Origin of the sequence: Mesorhizobium sp. M7A.F.Ca.US.006.04.2.1 (assembly GCF_004022915.1) — a bacterium.
Lineage (GTDB): Bacteria > Pseudomonadota > Alphaproteobacteria > Rhizobiales > Rhizobiaceae > Mesorhizobium > Mesorhizobium ciceri.
Map to the genome: position 1 here is coordinate 1 of NZ_RZQA01001667.1, position 426 is coordinate 426.

Genomic DNA, 426 nt, shown 5'->3' on the forward strand with positions numbered 1-426 from the left:
TTAGTACGCAGGTCCGCTCATCCGCCAAAGTAGCGTTATCGACTTTAGCAGCACCAAGAAAGGACGAGCCAAATGAGCACGCAGCTTTCTTTTACCTCAAGACTCTACCAGTCTCTCTGGAGCGAACAGCCGACGTGGACGACTGAACCGGTATCGGTCTGGGCGAGACTCTTCGCCCTGCGCGGCCTGGTCGCGGTCTGGCGCGAGCGCAAGTACTATCGCGAGGAACTGAAGCGACTGGCGGAAGATGGGCCTCAGCGGATCGACGACGTCGGTCTCACCCCGGCTGCCGTCGAGGCGGAACTTCAAAAGCCGTTCTGGAAGGCGTGATTTGCATCCATAGCTGTGAACGATTGTCTGCCTGATTGTCAAACACCGCAACGCCTCGACAGGGCCACCAAACTCCGCAAGTACTGTCTCATCGAC

1 protein-coding gene is annotated in these 426 nt (G+C 57.7%); it reads left to right on the forward strand.

Going from position 1 to position 426, the window contains the following annotated elements:
• The first annotated feature begins 72 nt into the window (after window positions 1-72).
• On the forward strand, window positions 73-330 hold the full coding sequence (locus tag EN925_RS39310; RefSeq protein ID WP_064994914.1) for a hypothetical protein: 258 nt from the start codon (window positions 73-75) through the stop codon (window positions 328-330).
• The last annotated feature ends 96 nt before the right edge of the window (window positions 331-426 follow it).

What these genes read in the sequence shown, in the direction of transcription:
- EN925_RS39310 (WP_064994914.1), top strand. Translation starts at nt 73, where the DNA reads ATGAGCACGCAGCTTTCTTTTACCTCAAGACTCTACCAGTCTCTCTGG.